Annotated in this window: 12 protein-coding genes; 2 read left to right on the forward strand and 10 right to left on the reverse strand. The window is 54.5% G+C overall.

Annotated elements, in window-relative coordinates:
• Positions 1-56: 56 nt before the first annotated feature.
• The 3 genes from lapB to pgpB all read right to left on the reverse strand — a co-directional run bounded on the left by lapB (position 57) and on the right by pgpB (position 2,611).
• Positions 57-1,226 carry a lipopolysaccharide assembly protein LapB gene (lapB, locus tag LF929_RS12270; RefSeq protein WP_038907676.1) on the reverse strand — a complete coding sequence of 390 codons (1,170 nt, stop codon included), beginning with the start codon at positions 1,224-1,226 and terminating at the stop codon, positions 57-59.
• 11 nt (positions 1,227-1,237) lie between these two features.
• Entirely contained in the window at positions 1,238-1,546 is a 309-nt protein-coding gene (locus LF929_RS12275) for a LapA family protein (protein WP_012884377.1), read from the reverse strand.
• A gap of 291 nt (positions 1,547-1,837) precedes the next feature.
• The gene (gene pgpB / locus LF929_RS12280) at positions 1,838-2,611 is read right to left on the reverse strand and encodes a phosphatidylglycerophosphatase B (RefSeq protein ID WP_226093181.1); all 774 of its coding nucleotides are present in this window, start codon (positions 2,609-2,611) and stop codon (positions 1,838-1,840) included.
• A gap of 253 nt (positions 2,612-2,864) precedes the next feature.
• On the opposite strand from pgpB, the gene ribA reads away from it, so the two are divergent.
• On the forward strand, positions 2,865-3,458 hold the full coding sequence (gene ribA, locus LF929_RS12285) for a GTP cyclohydrolase II (RefSeq protein ID WP_027711787.1): 594 nt from the start codon (positions 2,865-2,867) through the stop codon (positions 3,456-3,458).
• A gap of 80 nt (positions 3,459-3,538) precedes the next feature.
• Here ribA and LF929_RS12290 read toward each other — a convergent pair whose 3' ends face one another.
• Together LF929_RS12290 and acnA are read right to left on the reverse strand one after the other, a co-directional pair.
• Positions 3,539-5,158, reverse strand: a complete 1,620-nt coding sequence (locus tag LF929_RS12290; RefSeq protein ID WP_226093182.1) for an ABC transporter substrate-binding protein — start codon at positions 5,156-5,158, stop codon at positions 3,539-3,541.
• Between the two features lie 259 nt (positions 5,159-5,417).
• Positions 5,418-8,090, reverse strand: coding sequence for an aconitate hydratase AcnA (gene acnA / locus LF929_RS12295; protein ID WP_226093183.1), 2,673 nt, complete (start codon positions 8,088-8,090; stop codon positions 5,418-5,420).
• 513 nt (positions 8,091-8,603) lie between these two features.
• Here acnA and gstA point away from each other — a divergent pair.
• Positions 8,604-9,218 (forward strand): glutathione transferase GstA, encoded by a 615-nt coding sequence (gene gstA / locus LF929_RS12300; RefSeq protein ID WP_038907671.1) that lies wholly within the window; start codon positions 8,604-8,606, stop codon positions 9,216-9,218.
• Between the two features lie 143 nt (positions 9,219-9,361).
• On the opposite strand, the gene pdxY is transcribed toward gstA, so the two are convergent.
• The 5 genes from pdxY to anmK all read right to left on the reverse strand — a co-directional run bounded on the left by pdxY (position 9,362) and on the right by anmK (position 14,229).
• Positions 9,362-10,222, reverse strand: coding sequence for a pyridoxal kinase PdxY (gene pdxY / locus LF929_RS12305; protein WP_012884371.1), 861 nt, complete (start codon positions 10,220-10,222; stop codon positions 9,362-9,364).
• A 213-nt stretch (positions 10,223-10,435) separates the two neighbouring features.
• Positions 10,436-11,713: a tyrosine--tRNA ligase gene (tyrS, locus tag LF929_RS12310; protein WP_226093190.1), complete on the reverse strand. Its 1,278-nt coding sequence runs from the start codon at positions 11,711-11,713 to the stop codon at positions 10,436-10,438.
• 138 nt (positions 11,714-11,851) lie between these two features.
• Positions 11,852-12,550: a pyridoxamine 5'-phosphate oxidase gene (gene pdxH, locus LF929_RS12315; RefSeq protein WP_226093184.1), complete on the reverse strand. Its 699-nt coding sequence runs from the start codon at positions 12,548-12,550 to the stop codon at positions 11,852-11,854.
• A gap of 108 nt (positions 12,551-12,658) precedes the next feature.
• Positions 12,659-12,967 (reverse strand): MliC family protein, encoded by a 309-nt coding sequence (locus LF929_RS12320; RefSeq protein ID WP_038907670.1) that lies wholly within the window; start codon positions 12,965-12,967, stop codon positions 12,659-12,661.
• Positions 12,968-13,101: 134 nt separating this feature from the next.
• Positions 13,102-14,229, reverse strand: coding sequence for an anhydro-N-acetylmuramic acid kinase (gene anmK, locus LF929_RS12325; RefSeq protein WP_210177201.1), 1,128 nt, complete (start codon positions 14,227-14,229; stop codon positions 13,102-13,104).
• Between the last annotated feature and the right edge of the window lie 165 nt (positions 14,230-14,394).

Below are 14,394 nucleotides of genomic sequence, written 5' to 3' on the forward strand. Positions count from 1 at the left end.
ACGAGCCATTCTGGCCGCGCGGGGATAACGGTTGGGGAACAGAATGGCCGGACGACTTATTCGCCGTCCAGCCCACGAATCGGTTTAACACTGGCCCAAGTGCGGCAGGAAGGACAATGCCAGTAGAGTGATTGCGAGGTAAAACCGCATTTATGACAGCGATAACGTGGTTTGGCCTGGATTTGCTCGCCGACCATATTACGCAGCACCAGCAGGCTTTCCTTGGCACGGCCATCTTCCGCTTCACGCAGATGGTAGTCAATCAACCGGTGGAACACCCGCATTGTGGGATGGCGCTGCAACTGGCGCGTGACGTAAGTCTGTGCCGACTCGGTGCTTTCATACTGCTCCAGCACATCAGCCATCATCAGGTCTGCCGTGGAGCCGCTTTTCTCTTCAACACAACGCCGCAGAAATGCCGCCCACCCTTCAGGTTGTTGCAGATGACGGTAGCACTCCTGCAACATCGGCAGAGTTTCACTGACCAGTTCGGTATCCTGATCCAGAACCTGCTGCAGTAATGCAACAGCCTGCGCGTAATTCTGCTGCGCCATATAAATGCGCCCCAGCATGATAGACACGCGCGCGCATTGGCTATCCGCCGCCGATGCCTTTTTCAACATCGCCAGGGCTTTATCAAGATCATCGCTGCCCATCGCCTGTAGCGACTGTTCACAGTAGAAGTGGGCGATTTCACTGCGAAATTGCGTTTTGCCCAATTTCACCAGCTTTTCAGCGGTGTCGATAGCGTTTGGCCAGTCACTGGTGGATTGATGAATCTGAAGCAGTTGCTGCAACGCGCTGACGCGAAAATCCTCTTCATCCACCAGTTGCTTAAAAATCTCTTCGGCGCGGTCGTACAAACCAGCCACCATGTAGTCACGCCCCAGTTGCTGTACCGCCAGCAGGCGTTGTTCAAAACTGAGGGACGCGCTTTCGGTGAGCGCCTGATGGATACGGATAGCCCTGTCGACCTCGCCGCGCGAGCGAAACAGGTTGCCTAGCGTCAGGTGAGCTTCAAAGGTATTGCTGTCATCTTTGAGCATGTCGAGAAACAACTCGACCGCTTTATCCTGCTGGTTAGACAGCAGAAAGTTCACCCCGGTGACATAATCACGCGACAGGCGGTTGGTTTCGTCCTGCTTGTCCTGCTGTGCACTCCTGCGCCCCATATACCAGCCATAGGCGGCGGCAACCGGCAGCAACAGAAACAGCAGTTCTAGCATGGAGGCGATCCTTAGTGGGTAGCGGACTCAGCGGAGGTCGCACCGCTGGCGCTCTCCGGGGCAGACAGTTGCTGCTCAAGACGTTTGATTTTACGTTGTTCCCGCCCTAGCGCAATGCGCAGGCGCAGATAAAACAGGCCACAGATCACCCAGCCGAGCGCAAAACCAGCGGCAAACAGCGTTGCCAGCAACGTCGACAACCGGTATTCCCCCTGAGCCAGCAGGTAGTTAAAAGTAATCACTTGATCGTTATGCGCTCCCAGTGTGATCGATACGATGAATACCGCCAGCACCAGAAAAAAAATCAGCATATATTTCACGTTCGCTTCCTGTGATATCGCCTTAAACAGATGAATTATGCCAAATTTCGGCAGTGAACCCTATTAACTTAACATTTCCTCAGCGGAGGGGGAACGCTAACGGGGGCCGTGAAAGGAAAAACGGGGGATAAGCGGCACACTACCGATACACCAGCGGCGGCGGCGACAGTCAATCTGCGAAGCCGCCTGCTATCATTGGTATCTACTGGCATTGGTATCTACCGGCTGTGAGTATCCAGATGATGGATACTCACGTCGCCATACCCGCTCAACCGATTTCCTTATCAGCGATCATCGGGCGTTCGGCCGGGCTTGCTGGTGATACCGTGCTATTTTAGGTGGCGCTACCGCCAGCAGTGGTCCACACCAGCTCTGCGCCAGCAAGACGGCCACCAGCGAAACCACCGTACCTATCAGGGTGGCGGCTGCCACATCCTGCGGCCAGTGCATTCCCAGCAACAAGCGGCTGGCAATCACACTATTCGCCCACAATACGATGAGGGAAACCATCAGATAATGACGCCGCGTCCACAGTAATCCCACCGCCAGCAACGCCCAGGTGGCGGCAAACACAGTGTGGCCCGATGGGAAGGAGTAATCTGCCTGTTCCTGCCAATGCTGGCGCTGCCACGGTGGCAATTGCGAGACCTGCTGAAGTTGCTGTTCCAGCAAGCTGGCGCGCTCGCTGGTGGGTAATGAGTAAAAATAGTGCTCATCCACCTGATGCGCTTGTTCGAGCCAGACCACAAATGGCCGGGCTTCCTGCGTCAGGTTTTTCGTTACGGATTTCACGCCCTGCCCCAGCACGATGCTGGCAAACAAGATAGCCAGCAGAGTCAACGTCGGGCGCAAAGGTAGTCGCAGCAGCCACAAAAACCAGGCAGACATCACCACGCTGGTCAAAATTCCCCACGGGGCTGATACTGTCTGTGTCATCCAGAATAACGGTTTGAGCCACCATCCTGATACGGTTGGTTGCCAGTGCCATCCCGTGATCCAGACCAAAATAGGCAACACCATCAACGATATTGTGCCAATTACGGTGCGTCTGGCGAGGTCGTACATTACTTCTCCCTATAATTCAGCAGGATATTAGAACAAAATTTTTACATTTTTATCAAAAAATAGGACATCGGTTTTCAGTATGACGTAAACTATCTGTCAGTTCTGTCAACGACACCACGATTATCCCGAATCATTCAGTCATCGATAACAAAGCAGGTGACTATCTGCCACCGGGGCTCAGCACGGCGGCGGCGATACGAGATTCCCTTCCTGCCTGGAGCGGGAATTTATCATTTATGCGTTGGAGAGTAACATGCAGCTAAAACGGGTGGCGGAAGCCAAACTACCCACTCCGTGGGGCGATTTCCTGATGGTAGGATTCGAGGAAACAGCAACCGGGCGCGATCACCTGGCGTTAGTGTACGGTGATATTTCCAGTCCCGAACCGGTACTGGCGCGAGTACACTCTGAATGTCTGACGGGAGATGCACTGTTTAGCCTGCGTTGTGATTGTGGCTTTCAACTGGAAGCAGCACTCAATCACATTGCCGAAGAAGGGCGCGGCATTCTGCTGTATCACCGTCAGGAAGGACGTAACATCGGTCTGCTGAATAAGATCCGGGCTTATGCGCTACAAGATCAAGGTGCCGACACCGTGGAAGCGAACCACCAGTTGGGCTTCGCCGCCGACGAGCGTGATTTCACACTGTGTGCGGATATGTTCAAGCTACTGAACGTGGAAGCGGTGCGTCTTTTGACCAACAACCCGAAGAAAGTCACCATCCTGACCGAAGCGGGCATCAACATCGTTGAACGTGTGCCGCTCATCGTTGGCCGCAATCCGAAAAACGAGCATTATCTGGCTACCAAGGCCGCCAAAATGGGCCACTTGCTGGACAGCAAATAATCCCCCCTTCATTGTCACACCAGGCGGTGACCGCCTGGTGTGCTATCGACAATCAATCATCGCCAATCAATCATCGCCAATCAATGTTTGACGATATAAATATCCTTGCTGTAGAAATCCCCTTTCAGGTCAGGCTTAAACCCACCCACATACGGCTTCACCATCTGGCTACGGACGTAATAATAAATCGGGATCAACGGCATTTGCTGTTGCAGGATAGTTTCCGCCTGATGATAAAGCGCATTGCGCGCCTCCAGCGACGATGCCATCACCGCCTTATCCAACACCTCGTCGTACGCCTTGTCAGTAAACTTGCCGGTGTTATTGCTGTCGTTGGCACGCAGGGTGTCAAAATAGGTGGAAGGTTCATTATAATCGGCTCCCCAGGAGTTCCTTACTACCTCGAAGTTGCCGGTACGTGAGGTATCCAGCAGCGTTTTCCACTCCTGATTCAGCAATGTCGCCTCCGCGCCGAGGTTCTGCTTCCACATTGAAGCAGCAGCAATAGCAATCTTTTGATGGGATTCGGAGGTGTTATACAACAACTGGAATTTCAGCGGATGACTTGCATCGTAGCCCGCCTCCTTGAGCAGTTTTTTCGCTTCAGCGTTACGCTGCTGCTGCGTCCAGTTCGCCCATTCCGGCTGATTGCTGGTATAGCCAGCCATGCCACGCGGCACGTAGTTATACGCCGGTACCTGGCCCTGCCCCAACACCTTGTCGGCAATCACGCTCTTATCGAGCGCCAGGTCCAGCGCACGTCTGACCCGTGGGTCATTAAACGGGGGTTTTTGGGTATTGAAGCGATAAATATACGTCGAGAGATACGGCGTGACTTTCACTTCATTCGGTAATTCCTGTTGCAAGGATTTAAACAGCTGGTTGGGCATGGTGTACGTTGTGTCGACTTCCCCCGCTTTATAGCGGTTGACTTCGGCCGTATTGGAGACGATGACCAGATAGGTCACTTTGTTCAATACCGTGTGCGCGTTGTCCCAATAGTTAACGTTACGTTTGGCGGTGATACGCTCGTTGACGACCCACTCGGTCGGCACAAACGGCCCGCTGCCGACAAAATTGCTCGTTTGGGTCCATTTGTCGCCGAATTTCTCAATGGCCGCTTTCGGCACAGTCACCATCACATAGTGGTCGACCATCGGCAGGAAATAAGACAGCGGTTGATCCAGCGTTACCTGTACCGTTTGTTTATCCAGCGCCTTAATACCCAGTTCCTGCGGGCTCTTCTTACCCGCGATAATGTCGCTGGCATTCAGCACGTGCATACTGCCAAGGTAACTTTGATATGGCGACAAGGTTTTGGGGTCTATCAGACGCTGCCAGCTAAACACCACATCGTCAGCGGTGATCGGGCTACCATCTGACCATTTCAGCCCCGGGCGCAGGTGGAACGTCCAGACCTGATTGTCTTTATTTTCCCAGCGATCCGCTAAACCGGGTGCCACCGTGCCGTCATCATGTACCGACACCAGCTTTTCAAAAAAATCGTGGATCAGGTTCCCTTCAACGTCGCTTTCCACTTTATGTGGATCCAGCGACGCGGGCTCGGACCCATTGGCACGAACCAGTTCCTGTTTATCTGCCAGTTGTACACCCGCCGGTACCTCCGCCGCCTGTACTGAAACCGCCGCAACACTCAACACCCCAAAAATGGATGCCAGCCAACCCTTGTCTATCGCCATTCTGTGCTCCTCTGCATGTCGGTCTTATTTCCATTTACCGTGGTATAACGACCGTTACCCCACGACGTGAATTATTCAGGTGCAATAATTTTATGTTATGAATCATGGCATTAAACCATCAATCACTAATACTGTATCCGTGAGAACAGTACAAGTGCGCAACGCACAATTCCTGTAGTGCAACGACTCGTGCCACCACAATGGCAAAAATCAGCCCCATAGCGAGGGCATAACACGCAGGCAGGGGGACAGGTACCGTTCAGGCGTCAAGCACGCGACGAATAACGTAGTGCAGGATGCCATCATGGCGAAAATAGGTCAGTTCGGTGTGGGTATCGATGCGGCAACGAGTCTGAATAATCAGAGACTCGCCATTTGGTCGGGTGAGCGTCACCATGACTGTCGCCCCCGGTTTCACGCTTGCCATATCACGGATATCAATCCGTTCGTCACCGGTCAGACTCAGCGTCTGACGGTTTTCACCGTTCAGGAACTCCAGTGGCAGAATGCCCATGCCAATCAAATTGGAACGGTGAATTCGCTCGAACGACTCGGCAATCACCACCCGCACGCCCAGCAAGCGCGGACCTTTGGCGGCCCAGTCCCGACTGGATCCCGAGCCATACTCCTTACCCGCAATCACCACAAGCGGTATGTGCTGTTCACGATAGCGTACCGCCGCCTCATAGATCGTTGTGATCGTCTGCGACGGCACATGCCGGGTGAAACCACCCTCTTTGCCCGGCACCATGTCGTTACGAATACGCACATTGGCAAACGTGCCGCGCATCATCACCTCATGGTTGCCACGCCGCGCACCATAGGCGTTGAACGCCGACGGTATGACACCGTGTTCCTGCAGGTAACGACCGGCCGGGCTATCGGGCCTAATATTGCCTGCCGGCGAGATATGATCGGTAGTGACCGAGTCGCCCAACATCGCCAGAATGTGTGCGCCACAGATATCCTGCATCGGCGCGGGTGTTTTTGGCATGTCGTCAAAAAAAGGAGTACGCCGAATATAGGTGGAATCCGCCGGCCAATGGTAGGTTGGCCCCTCAGCTGTTTCAATGGCCTGCCACTCAGGCGTGCCGTCAAATACCGACGCGTAAGCCTTGCTGAATAGCCCGGCGCTGACCACCTGTAGCGTATCCGCCACCGTATCGGCAGTGGGCCAGATATCGCGCAGATACACCGCCCGCCCCTGCGCATCTTCGCCCAACGGGTCGCAGGTCAGGTCCAGCGTCATGTTCCCGGCCAGCGCGTAGGCAACCACCAGCGGCGGCGACGCCAGCCAATTGGTTTTTACCAGTGGATGAATACGTCCTTCAAAATTACGGTTGCCAGACAACACTGCCGCCACAGTGATGTCGTTATCACGAATGGCGCTTTCGATAGCATCGGGCAGCGGACCGGAATTACCGATGCAGGTGGTGCAACCATACCCCACCAGATGAAAACCCAACTGCATCAGTGGTTCGGTCAACCCAGCCAGTTCCAGATAGTCTGAAACCACACGGGAACCGGGGGCCAGCGAGGTTTTCACCCAGGGTTTAACCTTCAACCCACGCATCACGGCATTACGCGCCAACAACCCTGCTGCGATCATCACACTCGGGTTCGACGTATTGGTGCAAGAGGTGATGGCTGCAATCACCACCGCTCCCTGTGCCAGTGGCGTCGACTCACACTTTTCCGCCGCTGTTACGGCCCTGTCTTCCGTCGCCAGCTCGAGTTCCAGACTGGCGTTGAACGCACGCGGCACCCCGGCCAGCGACACGCGATCCTGTGGCCGTTTAGGGCCGGCCAGACTGGTTTCAACGCTCGCCATATCCAGTTCCAGCACACTGCTGAAGCGAGGTTCATCGCCTGGATGACGCCACAGTCCCTGCGCACGGCAATACGCTTCCACCAGCGCGACCTGTTCATCGCCACGGTTGGTTAGCCGCAGGTAATCTAGCGTGATGTTGTCGATCGGGAAAAAACCACAGGTCGCACCATACTCTGGCGCCATGTTGGCCAATGTGGCGCGATCCGCCAGCGGCAGATGGTCGAGACCATCACCGAAAAACTCAACAAATTTGCCCACCACGCCGTGCTGGCGCAACATCTGGGTCACAGTCAACACCAGATCGGTGGCGGTGATCCCCTCACCCAATTTGCCCACCAGCCGTACCCCGACCACATCGGGGATCAGCATTGAGACCGACTGTCCCAGCATCGCCGCTTCCGCTTCGATACCACCAACGCCCCAGCCCAGCACACCCAGCCCATTGATCATCGTGGTATGTGAATCGGTGCCGATCACCGTATCCGGGTAAGCCAGCAGAACATCATTCTGTTGACTGTGCCAGACCGCCTTTGCCAGATATTCCAGATTGACCTGATGGCAAATACCGGTGCCCGGCGGCACCACCCGAAAATGCTGGAAAGCGCTCTGTCCCCAGCGCAGGAAGGCGTAACGCTCATGATTACGGGCCATCTCCAGACGGGTATTTTCTTCCAGCGCGCGTTCATTGCCGAAATGATCCACCGTAACCGAATGGTCGATGACCAGATCCACCGGCGTCATCGGATTCACCCGGCTAACCTGCCCGCCCAGTCGCTGCACCGCATCGCGCATCGCAGCCAGATCCACTACCGCCGGCACACCAGTAAAATCCTGCATCAACACTCTGGCAGGATGAAAGGTGATTTCGCGATCCGCATGGCCGTCACGCTGCCAGTCTGCCAGCGCTTGCAGGTCGGCATCCTGTACCGTGTCACCGTCCAGATGGCGCAGAAGATTCTCCAGCAGAATCTTCTGCGACTTGGGTAGCCTGTCAAGGTTCCCCAGCCATTGGGCCGCCAGCGGTAAACTCCAGTATTGATAAGTGCGCTTGTGGACGGTAAGGGTAGCGAGACAAGCATCACTATAGGATTGAGATAACATGGTTCCTCCCCGACAGGCAACGGCCCTGCGGACTCACGTCAATGAACGCCACGCGGACATGGCTGCAGATGTGTCAGATGGCTAAAAACCACCGGCGTTGCATTGTCCTATAGTGACAGGCATCACCTATTTAAAGATAACACAAACCACCTTTAACGCATTTTTAACACACCGGGTTGTAAGATAAACCACACATCAGGGTGAACATTCCCTCGTTGCAACCGATAACAATAGGAAGAAGGGGACTCGCTGTAGACTAACGAATATTGGGAAAAGGAGACAACCTGGCAGTGCGTTGATTTCACAGCACTCTTATCTTGAGATACCGCGCACAGCCTGACTCTGTGATTTATAGCAATATGAATTTACATGATCGTGTGAAAACGCTTACGTTGTTAACACTATGCTCTGATAGGACACGCTCTGATAGAACATGTTTTGATACAACGTGCACTGACACGATATACCTGACACTACAACTCACCGCAAAGACGTTTACTGAAGGAATGGCGAATGAAACTCTATTACAAACCGGGAAGTTGCTCACTGTTTCCTCATATCATCCTGCATGAGACCCGGGCCAAGTTCACACTGGTGAATGTCGACCTGCGTACCAAGAGAACCGAGCAGGATGGCGACTACCTGCAGATCAACCCCAAAGGAATGGTCCCGGCGCTGGCATTGGATGACGGAACGATTCTGACGGAAAATATTGCTATCGCCCTGTATCTGGCAGACAAAGCCCCGCAATATAATCTGATAGCGCCATCCAGCACTATCCATCACTACCGCGCCATTGAGTGGCTGGCCTATATTTCCACTGAATTGCACAAATCGTTCACGCCGCTGTTCCGCCCCGGTACGCCAGAACTGTACAAAGATTTGCTGAAAAGCTATCTGGAACAGCGCTTTCGTTACCTGAATCAGGTACTCAGCGAACACGATTATCTGGTCGGTAACCGGTTCGGCGTCGCCGATGCTTACCTTTTCACCATTTCTCGCTGGGCGAATGAACTGAAATTTAACCTGCTCCAATTCCCTGCGTTGGTGGCTTATCTGGAGCGTGTTTCCGGGCGACCGGCGGTAGAAAAAGCGCTGACGGCGGAAGGGCTTGAAGTGAAATTCTGACAAGTCAGAAGGATGGAATACACACTGCACTTATCGCAGTAACCATAACGGGGCTAAACGCCCCGTTATGTTATGCAGGTCACCGCTGGTTTTAGTCGCTACCGATTTAGTGGCTATCGATTTAGCAACTACCGATTTAGCAACTACAAACGAACAGCCTGGAAATGGTGACGTGGCTGTACGATGCCATCCTGCGCGGCCACCAGTTGCAGTTCGTATTGCTCCATTTCCTTGGTGACCAACATCACCTCGTAGACAGCCGCCGTGGTGTGTTCCAGCGCTTTTTCCGGCGCGACGCCTTTTAGCAGATTCACCAGTAACAAACCGCTGGTCAGGTCACCCACGCCCACCGGCTGGCGCGGTCCAAAATCCACCAGCGGACGCTGGATATGCCAGGCTTCTTTCGGGGTAACCAGCAGCATTTCAAAACTGTCTTTACTGGCTGCCGCACGGCTTAAGTGTTTAACCAGCACCAGTTGCGGCCCGCGCTGACACAGTTCCCGACTGGCCTGCACGGCTTCCTCTACTGTATGAATCGTCCGCCCACTCAGCAGTTCCAGCTCCGGCAGGTTGGGGGCAATCATGTCGCTTGCCTGCAGTGACTGGTTGCAGTGAAAATCCGTCACCCCTGCTGGCACAATGCAGCCTTTTTCCGGCGTACCCATCACCGGGTCGCAGAAATAAATGGCTCGCGGATTCGCCGCCTTCACCCGGCGTACCACCTCCAGAATATGCCCGCCCTGCTCTGGTGAGCCAATATACCCACTTAGTACCGCGTCGCAGTCCTTCAGATGATCAATATTACTGATACCCTGAGCAATCTCGGTCAGGTGTTCGGCGGGCATAACACAGCCTGTCCACTGACCATATTGCGTGTGGTTGGAGAATTGCACGGTATTCAGCGGCCAGACATTGACGCCCATCCGACGCATGGGAAACTCCGCCGCGCTGTTGCCGGCATGACCGAAAACCACGTGAGACTGAATCGACAGTATGTTTTTCATGAAAGTGACTACCTTTGCCTGCTCAAATGCGATGTGCTTGTTTTTATATACTGCTGGTTATTAAACCGTTTTTTATCGAACAGCGTCATGCTGTTATCCCGTCCGCCACGGTATGGCTGATACGGTATTACCTGGTGAACTTGTCAGGCTATCCCCCGCTGTGGGGAGGTACCTAAAAACGAAGGGAGCATGTTGCTCCCTTGCGTGTTTCTATCAGTCTTTCCAGCAGACCAGGCAGTAGTTTTTCTTGCCCCGACGCAGCAAGGTATAACGGCCAAACAGACGGTCAGCATCCGTAAAGGTGTATTCCGGATCAGACTGTTTTTCACCGTTGATCGTGATCGCGTTGGAGGCGATGGTCTTACGCGCCTGCCCACGAGAAGGCTGCAATTCGGAATCAACCAGCGCCTGTTGTAAATCCGCGCCTGTCGCCAGTTCCACCATCGGTACGCCATCTTGCGCCAGCTGCGCGAAATCCGCTTCAGTCAGGTCGTTCAGGTTACCGTTAAACAGACTCTGGGTGATACGTTTAGCGGCTGTCAGCCCCTCTTCGCCATGTACCAGACGGGTCACTTCTTCTGCCAGAACGTACTGAGCACGCGGTGCAACCCCACTATTCTTGTCTTCTTCTTCCAGCGCATTGATAACGTCAATGTCGAGGAAGGTGAAGAACTTCAGGAAGCGGTACACATCTGCGTCAGAGGTGTTGATCCAGAACTGGTAGAATTTGTACGGACTGGTCTTCTTCGGATCCAGCCATACCGCCCCACCTTCGGTTTTACCGAATTTGGTCCCATCCGCCTTGGTGATCAACGGAACCGTCAAGCCGAACACCTGCTTCTGATACAGGCGACGGGTCAGGTCGATCCCGGAGGTGATGTTACCCCACTGATCAGAACCACCAATCTCCAACTCCACACCATGCAGCGCATTCAGCGAAGCAAAGTCGTAGCCCTGCAACAGGTTGTAGGAGAACTCGGTGAAGGAAATGCCCACGTCATCGCGGTTCAGACGTTGCTTGACCGCTTCTTTGTTGATCATCTGGTTGACGGAGAAATGCTTACCGATATCGCGCAGGAACGTCAGCACGTTCATGGAACCAAACCAATCGTAGTTGTTGGCGGCTATAGCGCTGTTGGTACCACAGTCAAAATCCAGGAAAGGAGCGACCTGACGGCGGATTTTCTCCACCCACTCCTGTACTGTTTCTTCGGTATTCAGCTTACGCTCGGCGGCTTTGAAACTCGGGTCGCCAATCAACCCCGTAGCACCACCTACCAGTGCTACCGGTTTGTGTCCGGCCATCTGAAAGCGTTTCAGGCACAGCAGCGGTACCAGATGTCCCAAATGCAAGCTGTCGGCGGTCGGGTCGAAGCCGCAATACAGTGCAATTGGCCCCTGCGCCAGTCGCTCTGCTAACGCGCCCTCGTCCGTTACCTGGGCCACCAGGCCCCGCTCTTGCAATTGTTGAATCAGATTGCTTGCCATCAAAGTCTCCATGTATAAACGACTGCACCTTTGCCGGTACACGACTTTTCGCCATAGCGGCGAAAGTAATAATTCAGGGTGACATAGAATAAAGCGCCGACACCAGGAGTGCCAGCGCTTAACTCAACAAATTCCAGTGATTTAGGGTGCCAGGCGGTCAATTGTCCAGCCATTGCCCTCACGTTGGTACAGAAAACGGTCGTGCAGGCGGTGCTCGCCCCCCTGCCAGAACTCCACTGACTCGATAGTGACGCGGAACCCACCCCAGAAGCTCGGTAGCGGAATCTCACCTTGCTGGAACTTCTGCTTCATTTCAAAGAATTTGCTTTCCAGCATACTCCGGGCAGAGATGCGGCTGGACTGCTTTGAAACCCAGGCACCAATCTGGCTATCGCGCGGGCGACTATGGAAATACTTCATGACATCCAGCATCGGCAGTTTTTCCGCCTTACCCAGGACGATGACCTGACGCTCCAGCATGTGCCAGGGGAACAGCAGACTGATACGGGCGTTGGCAGCCAGTTGCTGAGCCTTACGGCTGCCCATATTGGTATAAAACACCATGCCTTTTTCGTCATAGTGCTTTAGCAGGACGATGCGCTGATAAGGCTGGCCCTGCTCATCGACCGTTGCCACGCACATCGCGGTAGGATCCGCCAATTGCGCTTCGCAGGCTTGTTTCAGCCAGCGTTCAAACAGATCGAGCGGGTTGGCGGTGAGGTCACGACGGCGCAGGCCGCCCTGAGTGTATTCACGCCGCAAATCGGCGATATCGACACTTGCGGCCTGTTCCGGCGCAAGGGCCACCTTGTTGCGGGCGTTGTCGTTTTCTGTGGTCATGCAATCCTGCCGTTGCCTTATCGGGCGAGAAAGGGGAATGGCCCATTTTGCGCCCGCGTCGTCGAAATCTCAACGCCCGCAACGACATACAACGGTATAGAAACGGCCTTACTGCAACACGCAATCATTCACGATGATTCTATCGCCTCTGACGATAAACGCCTGCTGGCCCTTGCTCCAAAACGTATAACGATCATCGCTGTAACGCGCACCAGACGCAGCCGGCACCTGTGGCAACGTGTGGGATTCGCCATCCAGCAGGAACGTCACGCTATCGACCTTTTGGCCGGGATTCAGTGTGACGGTAAGCGGCATGGTGCCACATTGATAATGTAAGGCTTGTGGCTTCGCCGTCGGCATAAAATGGGCGCAGCCACTGAGCAAGACCAAGGCCCCGGCCATAAACAGTGGTTTCATCTTATTCTTCTCCGTCTTTTTCTGGCATTCGATGATTCCGGCATCCCACCCGAACCCTCGCACAAAAGAGGAGTCTATCAACAACGCACTCACAGGCCTGTCGGCAAAATCTGATTACGCCACCCTCATCCGATTTACGGCACCATCGCTGGATAAATCGCCCCCAGGACCGTTTCACGGCTGGCCCCCGTCACCGAGGGTAAATTGCCCGGCAGCCCCGACAGGGTGCGAAATGCCAGCCAGGCGAACGCTAACGCCTCCATATCATCACCCCGGATACCGAAGTTATCGGTCGGGCAAACCTCAATACCCGGCAGACGCGCCGACAGTTGGCTCATCAGCAATGGATTACGCGCGCCACCGCCACACACCAGTACGCGTTCACAACCACCGGTTAGCAGCACCTGCTCCGCGATGCTTTCCGCCGTCAGCGCCACCAGCGTGGCCTGCACATCTTCCGGGCGCAAACGCTCCGGGTACAAACGTGCAAACGACGCCAGTTGCCTTTCCAGCCATGTCAGATTGAAATACTCACGCCCGGTACTCTTTGGTGCCGCCAGACCAAAATACGGATCGGCCAGCATGTGGCTTAGTAAGCGGTTATCCACCTGCCCCGTCAGCGCCCAGGCAGCATCTTTGTCATAGGGCTGCGCCCGATTGCGCCATACCCAGGCATCCAACAGCATATTACCCGGCCCGGTGTCATAACCTTTTACCGCCTTCCCCGGCGCCAGTACCGAAATATTGGCGATCCCACCGATGTTCAGTACGATTCGCCGCTCCACCGGATGTTGCAGCAACGCATGGTGGAAAACGGGTACCAGCGGTGCCCCTTGCCCGCCCAACGCCATATCTCGCCGCCGAAAATCACCTACAGTGGTGATACCGGTCACCGCGGCAATACGGTTACCATCGCCAATCTGCATCGTACAAGGGGCATCGCCGTCTGGTTCATGCCAAACCGTCTGTCCATGACAGCCAATCGCGGTAATATCCCCCGCACTCAGGCCGGTCTGGCGCAATAACGCCTGTACCGCGTCGGCAAACAGCGCGCCAAGGCGGGTATCAAGCTGCCCCAGTTCGGAAAGTGTGACCGACTGCCCTTGATTCATGCTCAGTATCGTCTGGCGAATCTCAGGCGGAATCGGGTGACAATAACTGGCTTGCTGTGCAACGGTGTGCTCGTCAATGGCGGCCAGCACCACATCGACACCATCCAGGCTGGTGCCAGACATCACGCCAATATATCTTCCAGACCTCATCGGGTTACCTTTCGTTATGTAAATGACCGCCTGTTACGCCATAGCGGCATCGGCGCATACGGTTCGTGGAACGCAGTTTTCTGTGCCAATTTTGTCTTTTTTGTCAGACAGATGCCAGAACAGATCACCCATTACCATTCAGTGCCTTTTTCAGAAAAAGAGCGA

This window comes from Dickeya oryzae, assembly GCF_020406815.2.
Classification (GTDB): domain Bacteria; phylum Pseudomonadota; class Gammaproteobacteria; order Enterobacterales; family Enterobacteriaceae; genus Dickeya; species Dickeya oryzae.